This window comes from Glutamicibacter sp. Je.9.36 (genome assembly GCF_051129975.1).
Lineage (GTDB): Bacteria > Actinomycetota > Actinomycetes > Actinomycetales > Micrococcaceae > Glutamicibacter.
The window spans coordinates 225,488-243,812 of the sequence record NZ_JBCPSN010000003.1 but is presented as its reverse complement, the minus strand read 5'-3'; the positions used below and the strand labels follow the sequence as shown (position 1 = coordinate 243,812).

20 protein-coding genes and 1 tRNA gene are annotated in these 18,325 nt (G+C 62.3%); 8 read left to right on the top strand and 13 right to left on the bottom strand.

Annotation, left to right across the window (positions count from 1 at the left end; genetic code table 11):
* Positions 1 to 28 precede the first annotated feature (28 nt).
* Positions 29 to 101: transfer RNA gene (locus AAZQ98_RS09450), tRNA-Asn, on the top strand.
* Between the two features lie 162 nt (positions 102 to 263).
* On the opposite strand, the gene AAZQ98_RS09445 is transcribed toward AAZQ98_RS09450, so the two are convergent.
* On the bottom strand, positions 264 to 1,091 hold the full coding sequence (locus AAZQ98_RS09445; protein WP_434691651.1) for a hypothetical protein: 828 nt from the start codon (positions 1,089 to 1,091) through the stop codon (positions 264 to 266).
* Positions 1,092 to 1,547: 456 nt separating this feature from the next.
* Between AAZQ98_RS09445 and AAZQ98_RS09440 the strand changes: the two genes are divergently transcribed.
* From AAZQ98_RS09440 to AAZQ98_RS09425, 4 genes are read left to right on the top strand one after another with little or no spacing between them, the layout of a single operon-like run.
* On the top strand, positions 1,548 to 1,739 hold the full coding sequence (locus AAZQ98_RS09440) for a hypothetical protein (protein ID WP_332499411.1): 192 nt from the start codon (positions 1,548 to 1,550) through the stop codon (positions 1,737 to 1,739).
* Positions 1,732 to 3,252: an ATP-binding protein gene (locus AAZQ98_RS09435; protein ID WP_434691648.1), complete on the top strand. Its 1,521-nt coding sequence runs from the start codon at positions 1,732 to 1,734 to the stop codon at positions 3,250 to 3,252. The genes AAZQ98_RS09440 and AAZQ98_RS09435 overlap by 8 nt, the downstream gene beginning before the upstream one ends.
* On the top strand, positions 3,249 to 4,808 hold the full coding sequence (locus tag AAZQ98_RS09430) for an SLC13 family permease (RefSeq protein WP_434691645.1): 1,560 nt from the start codon (positions 3,249 to 3,251) through the stop codon (positions 4,806 to 4,808). The genes AAZQ98_RS09435 and AAZQ98_RS09430 overlap by 4 nt, the downstream gene beginning before the upstream one ends.
* Positions 4,809 to 4,866: 58 nt before the next feature.
* Positions 4,867 to 6,093: a glycerate kinase family protein gene (locus tag AAZQ98_RS09425; RefSeq protein WP_434691643.1), complete on the top strand. Its 1,227-nt coding sequence runs from the start codon at positions 4,867 to 4,869 to the stop codon at positions 6,091 to 6,093.
* Positions 6,094 to 6,137: 44 nt separating this feature from the next.
* Here AAZQ98_RS09425 and AAZQ98_RS09420 read toward each other — a convergent pair whose 3' ends face one another.
* Positions 6,138 to 6,512, bottom strand: a complete 375-nt coding sequence (locus tag AAZQ98_RS09420) for a PH domain-containing protein (RefSeq protein WP_434691640.1) — start codon at positions 6,510 to 6,512, stop codon at positions 6,138 to 6,140.
* Positions 6,513 to 6,648: 136 nt separating this feature from the next.
* Between AAZQ98_RS09420 and AAZQ98_RS09415 the strand changes: the two genes are divergently transcribed.
* Positions 6,649 to 7,305 carry a DUF6308 family protein gene (locus AAZQ98_RS09415; RefSeq protein ID WP_434692144.1) on the top strand — a complete coding sequence of 219 codons (657 nt, stop codon included), beginning with the start codon at positions 6,649 to 6,651 and terminating at the stop codon, positions 7,303 to 7,305.
* A gap of 95 nt (positions 7,306 to 7,400) precedes the next feature.
* On the opposite strand, the gene AAZQ98_RS09410 is transcribed toward AAZQ98_RS09415, so the two are convergent.
* From AAZQ98_RS09410 to AAZQ98_RS09390, 5 genes are all read right to left on the bottom strand, one after another.
* Entirely contained in the window at positions 7,401 to 7,838 is a 438-nt protein-coding gene (locus AAZQ98_RS09410) for a 6,7-dimethyl-8-ribityllumazine synthase (RefSeq protein WP_434691639.1), read from the bottom strand.
* A gap of 110 nt (positions 7,839 to 7,948) precedes the next feature.
* Positions 7,949 to 8,971, bottom strand: a complete 1,023-nt coding sequence (locus tag AAZQ98_RS09405; RefSeq protein ID WP_434691637.1) for an LLM class flavin-dependent oxidoreductase — start codon at positions 8,969 to 8,971, stop codon at positions 7,949 to 7,951.
* A gap of 55 nt (positions 8,972 to 9,026) precedes the next feature.
* A complete protein-coding gene (locus tag AAZQ98_RS09400) occupies positions 9,027 to 9,779 on the bottom strand; it encodes an NADPH-dependent F420 reductase (protein ID WP_434692141.1) in 753 nt (250 codons plus the stop codon).
* Positions 9,780 to 9,795: 16 nt separating this feature from the next.
* A complete protein-coding gene (locus AAZQ98_RS09395; RefSeq protein WP_105657301.1) occupies positions 9,796 to 10,122 on the bottom strand; it encodes an ArsR/SmtB family transcription factor in 327 nt (108 codons plus the stop codon).
* 104 nt (positions 10,123 to 10,226) lie between these two features.
* A complete protein-coding gene (locus AAZQ98_RS09390; protein WP_434691634.1) occupies positions 10,227 to 10,520 on the bottom strand; it encodes a helix-turn-helix domain-containing protein in 294 nt (97 codons plus the stop codon).
* A gap of 46 nt (positions 10,521 to 10,566) precedes the next feature.
* On the opposite strand from AAZQ98_RS09390, the gene map reads away from it, so the two are divergent.
* Entirely contained in the window at positions 10,567 to 11,349 is a 783-nt protein-coding gene (map, locus tag AAZQ98_RS09385; protein ID WP_434691632.1) for a type I methionyl aminopeptidase, read from the top strand.
* Between the two features lie 21 nt (positions 11,350 to 11,370).
* Here the strand turns inward: map and bioB are convergent, their stop codons facing one another.
* The 5 genes from bioB to AAZQ98_RS09360 form a co-directional block, all read right to left on the bottom strand.
* Positions 11,371 to 12,603: a biotin synthase BioB gene (gene bioB, locus AAZQ98_RS09380; protein WP_434691630.1), complete on the bottom strand. Its 1,233-nt coding sequence runs from the start codon at positions 12,601 to 12,603 to the stop codon at positions 11,371 to 11,373.
* Positions 12,604 to 12,783: 180 nt separating this feature from the next.
* Entirely contained in the window at positions 12,784 to 13,551 is a 768-nt protein-coding gene (locus AAZQ98_RS09375) for an ABC transporter permease (protein ID WP_434691627.1), read from the bottom strand.
* Entirely contained in the window at positions 13,548 to 14,339 is a 792-nt protein-coding gene (locus AAZQ98_RS09370) for an ABC transporter ATP-binding protein (protein WP_434691625.1), read from the bottom strand. Before AAZQ98_RS09370 ends, AAZQ98_RS09375 begins: the two co-directional genes overlap by 4 nt.
* Before the next feature lies 1 nt (position 14,340).
* Positions 14,341 to 14,712: a DUF1048 domain-containing protein gene (locus tag AAZQ98_RS09365; protein WP_434691624.1), complete on the bottom strand. Its 372-nt coding sequence runs from the start codon at positions 14,710 to 14,712 to the stop codon at positions 14,341 to 14,343.
* A gap of 2 nt (positions 14,713 to 14,714) precedes the next feature.
* Complete coding sequence (locus tag AAZQ98_RS09360; RefSeq protein ID WP_105661795.1) at positions 14,715 to 15,059, bottom strand: PadR family transcriptional regulator; 345 nt, start codon at positions 15,057 to 15,059, stop codon at positions 14,715 to 14,717.
* A gap of 208 nt (positions 15,060 to 15,267) precedes the next feature.
* On the opposite strand from AAZQ98_RS09360, the gene AAZQ98_RS09355 reads away from it, so the two are divergent.
* A complete protein-coding gene (locus AAZQ98_RS09355; RefSeq protein WP_434691622.1) occupies positions 15,268 to 15,915 on the top strand; it encodes a maleylpyruvate isomerase family mycothiol-dependent enzyme in 648 nt (215 codons plus the stop codon).
* 54 nt (positions 15,916 to 15,969) lie between these two features.
* Here AAZQ98_RS09355 and AAZQ98_RS09350 read toward each other — a convergent pair whose 3' ends face one another.
* Entirely contained in the window at positions 15,970 to 18,318 is a 2,349-nt protein-coding gene (locus AAZQ98_RS09350) for a GNAT family N-acetyltransferase (RefSeq protein ID WP_434691621.1), read from the bottom strand.
* Positions 18,319 to 18,325 lie beyond the last annotated feature (7 nt).

Here is an 18,325-nt window from a genome sequence, read left to right as displayed (position 1 = left end):
TCTTGGGTAAAGTTATATCTCGTTGCAATCCTCCATAGCTCAATTGGCAGAGCATTCGACTGTTAATCGAAGGGTTACTGGTTCAAGTCCAGTTGGAGGAGCTTACAAGAAGGTTCCGGCTCGCATTCGCGAGTCGGAACCTTTTATTTTCGCCTGAAACAGGAATTCTGGCACCTAAATCCGACTAGCCTCGCCAGGAAAAAGCCGAGTTAGGTAGCAGGGGCCAGTTGCCGGACTAGCGGCGGGTATTTTGCCTAGCGGATTCAGGCAGCCGGGTTCCACAAGCGCCGGGATTCCAGATACCAGAAGTACGAGAAAAGGCTGATCTCGAACCATTCGACAATGAACAGGGCCTCCTGGATGCCCGCGGCCAGCAGGATCGGCCAGGCAATCAACCCAATGAGCATCAGCACCAGGATGATTGCGTAGTGCAGCTTCTTGCCTCCACTGGTGTCCATCGCGCACAGCGGCTTGTGGTCCAGGTGGCTGGCAATGGCGATGCCCATGGAGAAGATCAGCAAGAATGCAGCGCTGGCATGCACGCCGGCGAACTGCTTGCCTTCCACGGTCCGCCACAGCAGCAGCAGGACAAAGCCGACCAGGAGCAGGGTGCTCAGCAAACCGAGCGTTTTGGTCGCGGTGCTGTGGAACAGCGCGCGGTGCGGAGCGCGGCTAGTCCTAATTCCCAACCAGATGAAAACCGAGCTGACGACGAGAACCGCAATAACCGATACCTGCACGGAGAAGATGAGCCGCCTCTGCTCGCCCAGGTGCAGCTGCGCCAGCGTTTCTCCCAGCTTGGTGGGAACCAAGGCGACGAACATGGCGTAGAAGCCGGCCAAATTCAGTGCATAGTCCTCCAGCTCGTCTCCGGTGTAAACCACGAGCAGTACCCCGGTAGTCACCAGCATCGCAACGAACAAGTCCCGTGCCGGACCCAGGTAATAGGAACTCAGGGAGTCTTCAATGCGCTGGTTGGCAATGCCATAGATGACGATGGCAACGACAAGGAGCAGGGGCACCGCGAGCAGCATGAGGCGCACATAGCGCAATGTACTGCGGCCCGGGGAGTGTTCAAGGGAAGTGGCCATAAGTGCATTCTGTAATGAATCGCCCAGGTTTTGCCAACGGGCCCGCCAAGCGCAGGGAAATTCCCGGGAGAATCGCAGGCATCGGGCGGCCGAGGCCGTGGCAGATGCGAAAATCCGCATGAGCGAAACGCTCTCGTTCACTGACGACTCGGTGCTCTGGGCTGCGAAGTAGCTCGAATTCGCAGAGGTTCCGCTATCCCATCAGGGGTGGCGGAACCTCTTTTCTTTTGCCCTGGCGGCGAGGAAGCCCGCAGCTCGCGGATTGCGACCACAACATGAACACCGGAAATAGGAAGATCGGGAAAATTTTCAAGGAATTCCCCGCGCTGCCGGACCTCGGAAATACGCGAGAACCCGGGGCGATTCGCTCGCTCTCATTTGCTTCTCATGGACGCGCCATAATCCTCTCACCACCGCCTAATGCGCTCCTCACAAGGGTCTTTTAATGTTCAAAGCATGAATCGCCGCATACTTCTCATCCTCATGGTGTTGGCTGTGCCAGCGGGACTGGCCGGCGCCAGCCAGGCACTTGCCGACAAGGCCAATCCGCCCATCCCGCATCAGCAGCCAATCATTGTCCAGCTCTCACCGGCTCCCGAGCCCGCTGCTGCGCAAGCGCAAGCTGAGGAGCTGATCGGCAATGGCTGACATCCATGAGCACCAGGGATCAACGGTGTCGGCACGGTTGCGCATTGTCGGGTGGATCGTGCTCACTACTGCACTGGCCCTGCTGGCCGTAACGGTTTCGATGCGTTCGATCATGTCCGGCCAGGTAGCCGAAGCTGCCAACGTGGGCATCGCGCAGGAAATCGAGGAGTTCCGGACCTTCGCCGCCGAGGGACTGGACCCGAAGACAGCTCGCCCGTTTTCCTCAATCGGTGAATTGATGGAACGCTATCTGGCCCGCCAGCAGCCGATGGCCGGCGAAGCGATTCTCGCGCAGGCCAATGGACGGGTGCTCACCGCAGGCACCGCAGCCAACCAGGCCGGGACCTGGCTGGCTGATGACCCCGTGCTCCTGGGCCGTATTCTCGATGACGCGAAGACCTCCGGAATCCTGGAGAGCAACCACGGGACGGTTCGCTGGGCGAAGGCCGAGGCCAAGGATGCCTCCGGAGCCAGCGGGGCGGGGCACCAAGCCCATCTGGTCGTCGCGCACTTCATTGGCGGGGCCCAGGAAGAAGCCAACCGGCAGGCAACCATGCTCTTCGGCGTGGCCGCCGGGGGACTGGCCTTGACCGCGGGGATCGCCTGGTTGGCAGCTGGGCAGATCATGCGTCCCATCCGCACCATGAGCGAAACCGCCGCCTCGATTAGCGCCAATGACCTCTCGGCCCGCGTTCCGGTCGAAGGACGCGACGACTTGGCGCAGCTGGCCAGGACACTGAATGCGATGCTTGACCGGGTTGAAGCTTCGCATCTGGCCCAACGCCACTTCATCGCCGAAGCACGAGAGCACCTGGGAAGCCCGCAACGCAAGATGGCAGCTGCCTTGCAGAAGCTCAACGAGGAAGAGGTACCCCGGAAGCAACGCGGCAGGATCATCAGCACCGCGCAGGCGCACATTTCGCTGATGGGACAGACGCTTGCCGACCTGGAATTGCTGGCGCAAAGCTCGGACCCGGACTTCATCCAGCGCCGAATGGTGCCCGTCGGCGAAGTCACGGCGGACGTTGCCGCGGCAGCCGCCCGCCCGGGTGCCTACCCGGACCGACGTTTCCGCATAGCCGAGTCTGCCAAGGCCCAGGCGTGGCTGGATCCGCTGCGCGTTGCCCAGGCCATGCACCAACTGATCCAAAATGCTGTCGCGCATACCGAGGATGGAGAAAGCATCCGGATCGGTTCTGCCGCAGCAAAGGGCATGGCCAGCTTCTGGGTTGCCAACGATGGACCGGCGTTGGACCCGGACCAGGCCCGTGCCCTGCTGGAAAACTATCGCAGTGCCCCGGAAGCCGGCCAGCAGGGATCCGGCATGGGCTTGGGCTTGGCCGTGGTGAAAGCGGTCGCGCAAGCCCACGGCGGCACGGCCTGGGTGGAATCCGGAAACGGCAACGGGACCAGTTTCGGATTTTCCCTCCCGCAAGCTGATGCCGGACAAGGCATCCGCTGCGAAAAAGAATTCGCCCAATCCATGGCCAGCAGCCTGGGCGGTGAGTCATGAGCATCAAGCCAACTGCGCCACGCTCGGGATTCCGCTACACCGCCCAGCGGTCCATGGACCAGGCCGCGGAACAGGGCAAAGCCGGTGCGGCACGAAGCCGCTGGAGCAAGCAGAACGCAGCGCGAATCATCGCCGCACTGGTCTTGGTAGGCTTTCTCGGCTGGTGCGCCTATGGAGCCTTCGGCCCGGATGCGGGGACAGCGCAGGCATTGCCAGCCCAAGGGGCCCTGACCCTGGCGGTCTTCGCCTTGGCCATCTGGCTCTGGGTCTTCTCGCCAGTAGGCGATACCTTTATCGCCTTGGGCGCAGCAGTGGTGCTGGTGCTCATGGGCGTGCTGCCCGAAGCCGACCTGTTCTCCTCGCTGGGAGAAGACACCATTTGGCTCTTGCTGGCCGCCTTCGTGATCGCGGCGGGGATCACCGCCACGGGACTGGCTACCCGCGCCGCAGCATGGATAGCCGCAGGGGCGAACACCCCGCGGCAGCTGATCCACCTGACCACCGGGGTGCTGGTGGCTACCGCATTCGCGGTGCCCTCCACTTCCGGGCGCGCGGCCCTGGCCATTCCGGTCTTCATTGCCCTGGCCAAGGCCCTGGCGGATCGCCGCCGCATCGTCCTGGCCCTGTCCCTGGTTTTCCCCTCGGTTATCCTGCTTTCGGCCGTGGCATCCTATCTGGGAGCCGGAGCGCACTTGATCACCAGCCAGATCCTCGCCACCGCGGGCCATGAAGGATTCTCCTTCGCCGGCTGGCTGGTCTACGGATTGCCGCTGGCTTTCGTTTCCTCCCATCTGTGCGCCGAACTGGTGCTGTGGATGTTCACCCGCAAGGAGGACCGCGCAGAACCGCTGGCGGTGGGCATCGAGCGGCTGCAGCAGTATTCGCCGGTGCCGCTCTCGGGCCCGCTCACGGTGGGGCAATCCAGGGCAGCGCTGCTGGTCTCGGCTGTGGTGGTGCTCTGGTGCACCGAGCCCCTGCACCAGCTCCATCCCGCCATCGTGGCCCTGCTTGGTTCATTGCTAGTAGCCAGCCCGGGATACGGCTCTGTAGGCCTGGCCAAGGCATTGAAGGCGGTGCCGTGGTCGATGCTCATCTTCATGGCCGCGACACTCACCCTGGGTACGGCGCTCGCCGGAACCGGAGCCGCCGAATGGCTGGCCCGCAAGGTGCTTGGCCCTGTCGAGCAGCTCGGGGCTGCCGCACCCTGGGTCTTCACCGTCCTCGTGGTGGTGGTCTCTGCCGCGGCGCATCTGGTCATCCAATCCCGTTCGGCCCGCTCAGCGGTGCTGATTCCGCTGGTGGTCTCGCTGGCCCCGGGCGTCGGGGTCAACGCGGTAGCCATTGCCCTGGCTTCCACCGCCGCCGCCGGTTTCTGCCACACCCTGACCAGCAGCGCGAAGCCGGTGAACCTGTTTTCCGAGATCGAGGGCATCGAAACCTATAAGCCGGCAGACCTGCTGCGCCTGAGCGCGGTGCTCGGACCACTCATGGTCCTGCTGGTCCTGGTCTTCGCCTTCTGGATCTGGCCGGCCATGGGACTGCCGCTGTTCCTCTGAACCACCTCGTAGCTTCACATCTCATCGCATTCATCCTCACTGAAAAGGACAACGAATCATGGCACACGCACTTCCACAACGCATCCTGGTAGCCCCTTCCGGATTCAAGGAATCCCTCGACGCGGCGGCAGTCGCGGCGGCCATCGGCGCCGGGGTTCGCCGGGCCTTGCCCGGAGCCACGGTCAAGGCAGTGCCCATCGCCGATGGCGGTGAAGGCACCGCAGAAACCCTGGCGTGCGCTACCGGCGGCCACCTGGTGCCAATGGCAGTCACCGGTCCGGTCGGCCAGCAAGTCGAGTCCCACTACGCCATGCTCGGTGGCGAAGCGGCCGGAACGGCAGTCGTCGAAATGGCCGCCGCTGCGGGCCTGCGGCTGGTTCCCCGCGACCAGCGGGATCCGGGAACCACCACCAGCTACGGTGTGGGCGAGCTGATCGCGGCCGCCATTGATGCCGGGGCCTCCAAGATCCTCGTGGGCTGCGGCGACTCGGGTACCTCGGATGGAGGCATGGGGGCATTGCAGGCGCTGGGTGCACGAATCCTTGATGACAACGGCCATGAGGTCAAGGCCGGCGGCAACTACCTCGGATCGGTGGACCGGTTGGATCTGTCCGGCCTGCACCCGGCCCTGGCTGCCGGGAATGTCCGGATCACCATGGCGCTGAACCCGCACAATGTGCTGACCGGCCCGCGCGGAGTGGCCCGCGTTTTCGGTCCGCAGAAGGGGGCAACTCCGGAACAGGTCGAAATCATGTCAGCAGGTTTCGAACGCTGGGCCTCGATCCTGCGCCGCGATGCGCTGGAGTCCTCGCGCTCCACGGATTTCGCTTTGGCCCCGGGGACGGGTGCTTCGGGCGGGCTGGGCGCTGGCTTGGCGGCAGTGGGGGCGGTGCTCTTGCCTCGCTTCGAGGCGATCCTGGACTCGGGCTTGGCCGGCATTGATCTGGACTCGATGCTGCGCGGAGCGGATCTGGTCATCACCGCAGAAGGCGCCATCGACTTCCAGACGCCCAAGGGCAAGGTACCGGCGGAAGTAGCACGGCGCGCGGCGCTGCATGGGGTGCCGGTAGTGGCCCTGGCAGGAACTCTGGGCCGCGGCTGCCGAGACGTGCACGATATCGGAATTGACGCCATTGCCTCGATCATGCCCATCCCGATGACGCTGCAAGAAGCAGTGGATGACGGGGAGCGGCTGCTGATCGAAGCGGCCGAACGCTTCATGCGCACCATCATCCTGGGTGCATCAATGGCAGCAGCCCGGCTCAGCCCGCGCGAGGCTTGGTAGCAACCAGCGGTCGCGCCCTGAATAGGAATAGGCGTGCTGCCTTGCTAGAGCACGTAGGAGGCGATGAGCTGAGAGAGGGCCCGGACATCAACTTTGCCCTTGAACTCCAGACGAACTTTGCCCAACCCGCTGAACCACAGGTCCAGCTCCGCATCCAGATCGAAGGTTCCAGCTGTTTCAACGGAGAACGACTGGACTTTCGAATACGGTAACGAGGTGTAATCCCGCTTTTTGCCGGTCATGCCTTGCACATTGACGGCGATGAGTCTCTTGTTGCTGAAGACCACGTAGTCGCGTGCACCCTTGAAAGCGCTTAGTAGCTCTTCGCCAGCGACCATCATGGGTACGATCTCCGGTGCGACTTGTGAAAGGTCCCATGGGCCCAATTTGAAGACAGAGGAATTATTGAAATCAATCATGTAAAGAGCGTACGAAGGATGAGGGACAAATAGGCGACGACTAATTTCCCGAATCATGGCTGAGAGCCCAACTTGTCGGTACTTTCAGGTACGGTGAAATAATCAAATCTTCAACCAACAATGGGGGTCAGCGTAAATACAACTTCGATCAAAAGTAGACTTCAGCACTGCGGTAGAAGATGTAAGGGACTATTTCGGGACCATGGGAAACGGTCGGCCCAAGTATTCTGGATCGCGCTTTGAAACTCTGGGTGAAGGTGTCGATACTGATCCACATCGAATCACTGCGACCGACTTGGTGGCGGTATCGATGCTCTCCGTTGACGTGCCAGCGCAGGCTTCCTTGGGAATCCTCGAAACGCTAGCCGAGCAAATCAGCGAATTGCTGTCCCAGATTCCGCAGGACTTGAAGTTTGAGAATTTGACACCAGAATCATTCGAGAAATATCTCGCTGAGGGATCGCATGCGGATAAATTGTGGTCGCTTCTACGGCAACATGAAGACCCTTGGAAGGTTGGACAAACCACGGCAAGCAAGATCATGGCTCGCAAGCGGCCGGACTTGATTCCGGTTTACGATTCGGTTGTCGAAGCAGTTGCCGGGATCAAAGGCAGTGGAGAACAGTGGATCGTCTGGTACTCCGCCTTCCACGACGGTTCTTCCGAGGCCGCGGAATTTGTAGACAAGCTCAGAGCGATCAGGGCTGAGGCTGGCCAACCTCACTTGTCGTTATTACGAGTTTTGGATATTGCATTATGGAAGCAAGGAAAGCGCGAAATAGGGCATTCGTAGATCGCGCCTAGGGCTTGGCCCTGAATAGGAACAGGCGTGCCGCCTTGACCGTTGACAACGGCGTTCAAGGCAGCACGCCTGTTTTCGCGTATTCCCTAGAGCTCGATAGCTGCCACGGCCTGAACCGCGCGGGCCGCCTCGGCGCCCTTCTTCAGGAAATGCTCGAAGTAGAAGCCCTGGTGCTCGTCATTCGAGTGGAAGTGGTGCGGGGTCAGGCTGACCGAGAAAGTAGGTACATCGGTATCCAGCTGGACCCGCATCAAGCCGTCCACTACCGCCTGGGCAACGAAGTCGTGGCGGTAGATGCCGCCGTCAACCACGAGGGCTGCGGCTACCACGGCATCGTACTTGCCGGTCTTCGCCAGGCGCTGGGCCTGCAACGGCATTTCGTAGGCGCCGGGTACGCTGACGACATTGATGGTGTATTCCTGCCCGGAAGAATCCATCTCGGCCTCGAAGTCGGCCAGGGCCTGGTCGACGATATCCGCATGCCAGCTGGCCTTGATGAAGGCGACGTTCAATGGCTTGCTCATGAGTTGCTCCCTGATTCTGCGTGCAAATGTCTAAGTCTTTTGATCTAGCCTAGTGGCGTGGGTCTCAATGGAATAAATGGGGAAAGGATCTGCGTAACGAATGAGCCGGTTCAGCGCCAGCCCATCAGCGGAGCCACGTGCTTGAGCACTGATGCGATGACGTGGGCGTTGTAGTCAACGCCCAACTGGTTTGGAACGGTGAGAAGGAGCGTATCCGCCGCGGCGATGGCTTCGTCTTCGGCCAGCTTCTTGGCCAGTTCATCTGGTTCCCCGGCATAGGACTTGCCGAAGACCGCACGGGTCTTCTCATCGATGTTGCCGATCTGGTCCGAGCTGTAGCGGTCGCGGCCGAAGTACTGCCAGTCGCGCTCGTCGGTCAGTGCGAAGATGCTGCGGCTCACCGAGACGCGCGGTTCGCGTGAGTGGCCGGCTTCCTTCCACGCGTCGCGGTAGAGCTGGATCTGCTCGGCCTGCTGGACGTGGAAGGGCTTGCCCGATTCGTCGTCCTTGAGCGTGGAGCTCTGCAGGTTCATGCCCAGCTTCGCGGCCCACACTGCAGTGGCATTGGATCCCGAACCCCACCAGATGCGTTCGCGCAAGGTGTCCGAATGCGGCTCGACGCGCAGCAGGCCCGGGGGATTGGGGAACATCGGGTTCGGGCTAGGCTCGGCGAAGCCTTCCCCGGAAAGCACCTCGAGCAGCCGCTCGGTATGCCGGCGGCCCATATCGGCATCCGATTCGCCCTCGCGCGGCTCGAAGCCGAAGTGGCGCCAGCCGTCAATGACCTGCTCGGGCGAACCACGGCTGATGCCCAGCTGCAGGCGGCGATTGGAAATCAGGTCGGCGGAGCCTGCATCCTCAGCCATGTACAGCGGGTTCTCGTAGCGCATGTCGATGACGCCGGTGCCGATCTCGATGCGGCTGGTTCGCGCGCCGATGGCAGCCAGCAGCGGGAACGGGGAGGCATATTGCTGGGCGAAGTGGTGCACGCGGAAATAGGCGCCGTCCGCGCCGAGCTCCTCGGCGGCGACCGCCAGATCGATGGCCTGCAGCAGGGCGTCGGAGGCAGTGCGGGTGCCTGATTGCGGGTGGTCGGTCCAGTGGCCGAAGGACAAGAAGCCGATGTTCTTCATGCTTGAGACAACAAGTAATCTCGAATGGTTATTCCAGTCCTAGCCTCGTGGTCTGCTAGAACTGGCGGGCGGCGACGTCGGCTCGATGCGCAGTGGCGAGCGCCTCTTCGAGCTGCGCGATAGTCACTGGCTGACCGCGATCGGCAAGGTGCGCGGAGTAGAAATTAGCGGGATCCTGGGCGTAGACGTGAGTGTAGCCACCGGATTCGGGCTCGGCGCGCCACGAATCAGCCAAGGTTCCGGCATTAACCGTGTCGAAGCCCAACGCTTGGACAAGTTCCAGCACTTCGGTCTTGGCAGCAAGGTCATCGCCATATATTGGCAACGCGGTCCTCGGAGCTGAATTGACCAGAAGCGGGATGTGATGCGCCACGATGTTGTTGAAGGCTTTGGTGATGCGGGCGCCGGGAAGGAGCGATGCTTCCAACTGCGCAGTAGTGGACTTCAAGGAATCGAGAACTTCTATGCGCCCGTCGCGGGATGGGTAGTAGTTGCCGGTGGATAGGACCGTCTTGTTGGCAAGCGCCTGGGTTGGAAGGTCCGAATAAGCCGACAGCGGGATGGCCAGCACGACGATATCGCCATATTCAGTGGCTTCAGCAACGGTTGCCGCGTGCGCGTTGTCGCCGAGTTCTTCCACCACGTCGGCGAGCGAGGCGGGGCCGCGTGAGTTCGCGATGGCCACGGTGGCGCCAGCGGCCACTGCTAGGCGAGCAATGGCCTGGCCGATATTTCCGCTACCGATAATCCCGATCTTGGTTGTGCTCATGGGTTGCTCCGAATTCTTATCTTGTGGTCGATGAGGTATCTAAGGGTGAAGAATTTTATGTGGTGCGGGCAAGTTCCTGGCGAACCGTATCCATGAGTCCAGGGAATCGATGATCCAGTTCTTCGGTGCGCAACCAGTTGCGGTGCCGGGTGCCATCAACCTCTTGCCTGATCAAGCCGGATTCCCTGAGGATGCGCCAGTGCCGGGTGAGTGCCGACTTTGAGACACCAAAGTCCGAGCTGCTGCACGCGCCACCGGGGGTTGCACCAATGTGAGCGATGATGGCGCGCCTGACCGGATCGGCCAGAGCGGCCATGATTTCGAATAGGTCCATTTCCTCTTCGGAGGGAATGGTTAGAGGTCGAGTGAGGCGGCTTGCCACGTTCATTTCCTTAACTCCGAAAGGCGTGCATGTACGCAAAAAAGTGTACATACTAGTTATGTACGCGTCAACATGTACATGCAGAAGGGATCAGGCCCTGCGAATTAGCGGTGCGATAGCTGTGAGGGGTGAAGGGCTGGAGAGCCGCAGGTTTTCTGCGAGTTGATGGTTGACCAGATCTCATCGAGCGATAGGCTCAGCGCGGCCGCGACAGCGGCGATGGTGGAAAAAGAGGGAGTGGCGACGCGGCCGGTTTCGATTTTCCGCAGGGTTTCGGGGGAGAGGCCGGCTTGGATCGCGACGTCGAGGATTGTTCGTTCGCCGCGTGCCTGCCGAAGCAGCGCGCCGAGGTTCTTGCCCTGTTCGATTTCCCGGGCGGTAAGCGGCAGTCTGACCATAATGAGACCATTATACCGGTATTAAAATACCGGTATAGTAATTGGAATGATTGAGATTCTCACAGCCAGCGAAGTAGAGCGCGCCCGCGAGACCGGACGCCTTGTCGGAAACATCCTCAATACGCTCAAGCACCGCGTGCAGGTCGGCACCAATCTCTTGGAAATCGACGCCTGGACCAAGGAAATGATCGAGGAGGCCGGCGCGGTCTCCTGCTACGTCGACTACGCCCCGTCCTTCGGCAGCGGCCCCTTCGGCCATTACATCTGCACGGGAGTCAACGATGCGGTGCTCCATGGCCTGCCTCGCGACTACCAGCTGGCCGATGGCGACCTGCTCACCCTGGATCTGGCCGTCACCTTGAAAGGCATCGCCTCCGACGCGGCGATCAGCTTCATTGTCGGCACGGCTGCGCGTGCAGAAGACCGGAAAATGATCGAGACCACGCAGCGCGCCCTGGCCGCCGCCATCGCCGAGGCGCGTCCCGGAGCCAAGATCGGCGACCTGTCCTTCGCCATCGGATCGGTGCTGACCGCCGAAGGGTACAAGGTCAACATGGAATTCGGCGGCCACGGCATCGGCAGCACCATGCATCAGGATCCTCACGTATCCAACGACGGCCGCCGCGGACGCGGGTACACGCTGCGACCCGGTCTTCTGCTGGCCATCGAACCGTGGGTCATGGCCGATACCAGCAAGCTGGTGACCGACCGCGATGGCTGGACCCTGCGCAGCGCCACCGGCTGCCGCACCGCGCACACCGAGCACACCATTGCCATCACCGAAACTGGCGCGGAGATTCTCACCCTGCCCACTGACCTCTCGGCATAGGCGGAGGCCGCATGGCCGCGATCAGGCGTTCGGGCTTTCCCCGGTCCCGGCGCCGCGGCGGCGGAGCACCGGTTCGGCCGTGCCGGTGCCGCAGCCCGAGGAGGCGCTGCCGCAGGCCGGGGAAGCAACGGAGGTGCAGCACGATCCGCTGCACCCGCTGGCCCCGGCGTTGCCCGCATCCTCCGGCTGGCGCGAAGCATGGCCGGCGGCTTCGCGCAGCGTCCTGGCCAGCTGCGCCGGGTCCTGGCCTTCTTGGCCCAGCACCACGAACCCCGCGTCGGCAATCATCGCCAGGTCGGCTTTCGCGTCCTGCCCTTCGCTGGTCAGGTAGTCGCCAAGGAACAGCGAATTGGCCACTTCCAGGGCATTGGCCTGCAAGGAACGCAGGTGCATTTCGCGTCCGCCGGCCATCCGGATTTCCTTGTCCGGGCAGGCTAGCCGCACTACGGCCAGGATCCGCAGGCACGCGCGCGGGGTCAGGTTCCAGGTGCCTTCCAGCGGGGTGCCGTCGAAAGGCATCAAGAAGTTCACCGGAATGGAATCGGCTTCCAGTGCGCGCAAGGCGAAGATCGCCTCGACCAGCTGCTCAGGAGTTTCGCCCAGTCCAACGATGAGCCCGGAGCAGGGGGAGAGGCCGGCGGACCTGGACTGCTGGACGGTGGAGACGCGCTCGGCGAAGCTGTGGGTGCTGCAGATTTCCGGGTAGAGGGACTCGGCCGTATTCAGGTTGTGGTTGTAGGCGTCGGCGCCGGCCTCCTTGAGCCGCTGGGCCTGCCCCTGCTTCAGGATGCCGATGCAGGCGCAGACCTCGACGTGCGGATGTTCTTCCTTCAATGCGCCGATCATTGCCGCGACGCGTTGCACATCGCGGTCCGTGGGTCCCTTGCCGGAGGCGACCATGCAGACCCGCGAGGCGCCGCCGGCAATGCCCAGGCCTGCTTGGCGCACCGCTTCGCCGGGCTTGAGCCAGGTGTATTTCAGGATTTCGGCCTTGGAGCCCAGGCGCTGGGAACAGTAGGTGCAGTCCTCGGGGCACAAGCCGGACTTCAGGTTGACCAGGTAGTTGACCTTCACGGTGTTGCCGAAATGCTTGCGCCGCAGCACTCCGGCCGCACTGACCAGTGCCGACGTCTGCGCGTCGCTGGTGGCCAGCAGCTCGAGGGCCTCTGCTGCGGTGAGCTGGTGGCCAGCGGAGATGCGTGCGGCCAGCTCGGTGAAATCTGCGGTGTCGGTGCGCTGCGCGGGGATGCTCATGGGTTCCTTCGCCTGGTTGGATGGCTGCCTGCCAAGGTGCAGCCATTCTTGAACGGTGTTCAATTACTGGCACCAATGTACACGAAAAGCCCCCGACTTGAACAATGTTCAAGTCGGGGGCTTGCGCTGCTTTCTACGGCAGCTGCAGACGGCGCGCGTCCCGTGCCGCGCGCCCGCCGCTCAGCTGGAGGTCTTGCTCCGGTAGATCCGCGTGGCCAGCGGCCAAGCCAGGATCAAGATGCCTGCCAGCCAGGCCAGGGCGATCCAGAGCTCGGAACCCACGGGTTCTTGCGACAGCAGGGCGCGCAGCGAATCGACGATGGCAGTGATCGGCTGGTGCTCGGCGAACCAGGCCACCGGCCCGGGCATTGACTCGGTGGGAACGAACGCCGAGGAAATGAAGGGCAGGAAGATCAGCGGGTAGCTGAAGGCGCTGGCGCCATCCACCGATTTCGCGCACAAGCCGGCAAGCACCGCTACCCAGGTCAGACTCAGGGTCACCAGGCACAGCAGCGCGAGCACGGCGATCCACGCTGCCATGGAGGCGGAGGAGCGGAAGCCCATGGGCAGGGCGACCCCCAGTACCAGCGCCAGGGAGAGGAGGTTCGCCGCCAACGAGGTCGCCACATGGCTCCAGAGCACGCTGGAGCGGGCGATCGGCATGGAGCGCAGGCGCTGCACCAGCCCATCGCGCAGGTCCAGGAACAGCCGGTAGGAGGTGTAGGCGACCCCGGAGGCGATGGTGATGACCAGGATCCCGGGCAGCAGGTAGTTGATATACGGCCCCGTGGCGCTGGTGCCGATGGCCCCGCCGAAGACGTAGGTGAACAGCAGCATCATGGCCACCGGGGTGATGGCCGTGGTGATGATGGTGTCGGGGCTGCGCACAACGTGGCGCATCGAGCGCCCGGTGAGGATTCGGGTTTCCTGCAGTGCCGCGATGCTCATGGCTTGCTCCCTTCGGTTCGCTGGTGGTGGCCGATCAGTTCCAGGAAGATCTCCTCCAGGCTCGGCCGCTTGGCCACCAGTTCGGTGGTGGCCGGCGGCAGCAGGGCCTGGAGTTCGGTCAACGTGCCCTGGTGGATGATGGTGCCCTCGTGGAGGATGGCGATTTGATCGGCCAGGTGCTCTGCTTCATCCAGGTACTGGGTGGTGAGCAGGATCGTGGTGCCGGACTCGGCCAAGTCGCGGATCACCTGCCAGGTCTCGCGGCGCGATTGGGGATCCAGTCCCGTGGTCGGCTCATCGAGCAGGAGCACCGGCGGGTTGCCGGCCAGTCCCATGGCGATATCAAGGCGCCTGCGCATCCCGCCGGAGTAGGTTCCTGCGGGCCGGTCCGCTGCGTCGCAGAGGTTGAAGCGCTCCAGCAAGCCGTTGGCGATGGACCGCGGATTCTCCAAGCGGAGCAGCCGCGCGATCAGCAGCAAGTTTTCGCGCCCGGTCAGGACCTCGTCCACTGCGGCGAATTGCCCGGTCATGCCCAGCGACCGGCGGACCTGGACCGGGTTCTCGCGCACTGCAGCTCCGCAGACCCGGGCGGTTCCCGCATCGGCGGGAAGGAGGGTAGCCAGGATCTGCACGAGCGTCGTCTTGCCGGCGCCATTGGAACCGAGCAAGGCGAAGATGCTGCCGGGCTGCACGGTGAAGTCCAGGCCGCGCAGCACGGGCAGCTTCTTGAATGACTTGGCCAATCCGGTGACCTCGATGGCCGGTTCCGGGGCCAATGCGGTATTCATGTCATTGCTCCTTCGATTCGTTCTCTGCTTCGGAAATGGTGTCGGCCAGGCGGGTGCGTTCCTTGTCGGTCCAGCGCTTGCCCCCGTAGGCCTGGGCGAAGTCATCGGCGAATTCCGCCGGGTCCTGGCCAAGCAGTTCGCGCAGCGCGGTGCCGTTGGCGGCTGCTCCTTCGAAGAGGTCGGCCAGGTCCGAATACATGGAGATCATCGTTTCGGCGTCGGTGACCCCGCTCTGGTTCAGCAGGTAGCGCTGCACTCCTGCAGCGGCCTTGGCATAGGGCTGGGGCAGGGCCTTGAGGCGTGCCATGCTCTGCTTGTACTGCTTCTTCTGCTCCAGTGAGCCGGTGAAAGATTCAATCCATTTGGCGACCATGATCAGTGCCCTTTCTGCGGGGTGCTCGGGTGGGGGAGGTTGTTGATGCGGGAGACGAGTAGGTTCCAGGTGGTCCAGAAGTCGTCGAGCTGCTGCTTGCCGCTGGGGTTGAGGGTGAAGACCTTGCGGGGAGGCCCTTTTTCGGACGGGACTTTCTCCACCGAGACGAGGCCTTTCTGCTCGATGCGCACCAGCAGCGCGTAGATGGTCCCCTCGGCCAGATCGGTGAAGCCGCGTTCGCGCAGTTCCGTGGTGATCTCGTATCCGTAGGCCGGGCGTTCGGCCAGGATCGCCAGGACGATCCCTTCCAAGGTGCCTTTGAGCATCTCGGTCATCTGTGTGGCCATGGTGCACCCCTCTCTACTTAGTGTCATTGAGTACAAGTAGATAGTAGAACTAAGTAGCGGTATTTAGCAATACTTAGTACCAAGATTTTCCAGATATTTTTCGGGGCCTCGGAGAACCGCCATTTGACCAGTGGCAAGATGGCGCAACCGGAAATCCGGTATGCTCCTGGAAGCTGAGCCGGTACTGGATCTATGGGGATGAGGCGCCATGAAGGATGCGAGATGGCATTGGGAGCTGGTCCATGCCGAGCGTGCGCGGTTGGCAGGATTGCTGGGCAGCTTGGCTCCGGAGCAATGGAACGCCCCATCGCTGTGCGCGAACTGGCAGATCCGCGATGTGGCGGCGCACCTGGCGGCCGCCGGATCCACCTCGACCGCCCGCTGGCTGGTGAATATGGCTCGTTCCGGATTCAATGCCGACCGGCACAACGAGCGGCTGCTGCGCTTGCAGCTCGGGGACGGCGCCCGGCAAACGCTGGAGAATTTCAACCGTTCTGCCAGCAAGTCCATTGCCCCGCTGAACTCGGTGACCGGTTTGCTGGGCGAAGTGGTAGTGCACGGGCAGGACATCGCCCAGGCACTCCATCTGATCCTGCAGCCTGAACCCACGGCACTGCGAGCGGCGGCAGGATTCTTCGCCTCCAAGGACTTCGCAATCAATAGCAGCACCCTGGTCAAGGGCTTGCGGATGTCGGCGGCGGACGACGCTTTCAGTTGCGGGAACGGTCCCGAGGTGCATGGCGAATTGCTGGATCTGGTCCTGGCGATGGCCGGAAGGGAACAGGTCCTCCCGCGGCTTCAGGGCGCAGGGGTCGGCGAGCTGGCACGCAGGATCACGGCACAGCCGCGGAAATAGCAAGCATCGCGCCGCACGATGACTGTACGGCGCGATGCTGGGGAAGCTGGCAAATCAGCCAGCGGGAATGAGGGCGGTGGCCAGCGGGTTCTCCAGATCGCCTGCGTAGAGCAGGCCTCCGGACTGGTCGGCGAGATCCAGCATCTGCTGGTTGTTGCGCAACTGCAGGCGGTTCAAGCACGACAGCGGGAAGCTCTGCGCGAAAAGTCCCAGCTGATCAAAGCGTTCAGCGAACTGCGGATGCTGCCCGCGATAATCCAGCAGCCGTTGAACTACGGTCTTCCAGAAATCTGCTTCGGAAAGCAGTTCTTCGGCATCCAGCAGCGGCGCGAGGAAGCGGAAGAACGAATCAAAGACATCCGTGAAGACCGACAAAACCGGATCTCCACCGGTGCGTACCCGGCGAATCTCCTCCGGGAGTTCCACCCGGTCCGAGAGCACGGCAATCTCTTCGCCCAGATCCTTGAGCAGGACCTTATTCACGGCACCGTTCTCAAGCACCATGATCACGTTTTCGCCATGCGGCATGAACACCAAATCATAGGCAGCCAGGCAATGCACCAGCGGAATGAGGTAGGCATCGAGGTAACGGCTTAGCCAGTCGGCCGGTGCTAGCCCGCTGCGGCGAATGAGGGCGCCGGCAAAGGACCTGCCGGACGCATCGACATGCAATAGGCTGGCCATCGTAGCCAACTTTTCTTCCGGGCCCAGCAGGCTGATCGGGGACTCCCGCCACAGCGCAGCCAGCATCTTCCGCTGCGGATCGCTCTTGCCGGTGGCTGCTTCGAACTGCGGGTTGCGGTAGCCTACGGCCGCAATTTCACGCAGCAGGGCGACCGGCTGGGTCGAGAGCACCGGGTCCTTTGCGAACAACTCGCCCAACCACTGGTTGATCGCGGGAGTCACCTTCATGTACTCGGCACTGAGCCCGCGCATGAAGCCCATATTCAAGATCGACATTGCCGTCTTGACGTAGTGGCGTTCCGGGTTGGACAGGTTGAAGAAGGTGCGGATCGACTGCTGCGCCTGGTACTCGTCAACGCTGGTGCCCAGCCAGATCAATTGCTTGCGGGCAATATCATTGGCGAACGTGATCGACAGGCGGTTCTCCCATTGCCAAGGGTGCACCGGAATGAAGATGTAGTCCCCGGCTGCATAGCCGGTGCCGAACAAGGAGGCCTCCAGGGCCGCATCCAAGCGCTGGCGCTCGGCCGGATCCAGCTCGGTGGCCAGCAGCCCTTCGTAATCCAGCGAATCCACGGCGTCGAATTGTGCTCGGGACTTGTGGGCGGCAGCCCAGCCAAGGTGCAGGGCGGAACCGGTTTCGGGGGCGTACCTCAGGTAGTCGGTGCGCCCGATGCCCATTCTTCCGTTGTTGGCTATGAAGCACGGGTGGCCCTCGGTCATGGAAGATTCGATGAGCTGGAAGGATTGTGCGGCTGTGCCGTCGAACCGGGCCAGCTGTGCTGAATTATGGGTTGCATGAACCTGCTTGTAGCAGTGGCTGGCCAGCGTGGATGAGAGCTCTTCAAGGTAGGTGGGCAGCTGAACCGGGGAAAGCGTGAGTTCCTGGCAGAAGTGGGTGATGAACTCAATGGCGTCCACCTCTGCCTGCTGCCAGCTGCCGTCAACGAAGTGGTGGTGTTCCACGGACTGCGGTGAAACCAACCAGTGGTTCAGCTGGTACCGCTGGGCGCTGAAGCTGTAGCGGTGGGCATCCTTCTGGACTGAGTAGCGGTTTTCTCCATGGCCGGCAGGCTCCAGGAGGCGCTCATGCGAAAATTCGCCCAGGGCTTTGGCCAAGACATGGCGATTGGCGATGTCCCAACGTGCAGGGGAGAGGAATGAGGATTCCAAGCCGCGGCCGGTAGCGGTTTCGAAGTCCTGGCGAGTGCAGATGGACAGCAGTGCCTGCTTGAATGAGCCGTCTGCCTCGGAAAGCTCCACTGGACGTATCGGGCGGAAGCCAACGCGGGCATTCAGGGCATGGATGGCTTTGTTGCGCAGGTCAGGTTCCACGATGATTCGTTCGGTTCCGGGCAGGGCGAAAGCCTGGACCATGGCCGAGGAGAGAGCTTCGAGGGTGAACCCAGGCTGCGGCTCGGTGGCTGCCGGAGCCAGGAAGTGCAGTCCACGGTCGCCGCGGACGCAGTTGTACGCATCGGCCAGTGGCGATGCTGCTGGGTCATAGAGCTCGACAAGGAATTTCTCGTCCCCTGATGCGTCAATGCCGAAGAGGACTTCGTAGCCTGGGGTGCCAAGCAATGTGCGGTATTCTGCTTCGATTTCCTTTTCGGTTGCGTTGGCCATGCCCCAGAAGGAGGCATGCGCGGTGGCAATCCACGAATGCAGCAGCGCAGTGTCCCCGGGCAACGTCACGGAACGGAAAGTGTAGTTGGTCATCGGAAGT